Origin of the sequence: Halalkalibacter lacteus (genome assembly GCF_036663595.1) — a bacterium.
GTDB lineage: Bacteria > Bacillota > Bacilli > Bacillales > Bacillaceae_D > Halalkalibacter > Halalkalibacter lacteus.
In genome coordinates this window covers 1-252 of the sequence record NZ_JAWRVL010000339.1, presented here as the reverse complement: position 1 = coordinate 252, position 252 = coordinate 1, and the positions used below count along the sequence as shown (strand labels likewise).

1 pseudogene is annotated in these 252 nt (G+C 32.5%); it reads right to left on the bottom strand.

The features are described 5' to 3' along the window. A pseudogene (locus SAZ04_RS22575) lies at positions 1 to 196 on the bottom strand (EF-P 5-aminopentanol modification-associated protein YfmF); the annotation flags it as partial. Between the last annotated feature and the right edge of the window lie 56 nt (positions 197 to 252).

Below are 252 nucleotides of genomic sequence, written 5' to 3'. Positions count from 1 at the left end.
ACAAATGACGGTTGAAATCTTTGTCTGTAGGCCAACGTTTCGTCGCGCGTACGAGCATCTTACTAAGTAATGTACGTGACGTGATGGTTTGGCTATCTAAAGGAGCCATAAATTTCAAAGTGATAGTTGTCGTTTTAAATTTTTGAGTAGGTAAGACTTTTAAACGAAATGGTACTTTATTTTGTTGATTTCTCATTCAGAAACCTCGCTTTCTTTTAATATTTAAATACTTATACAATTATGATTATTTAA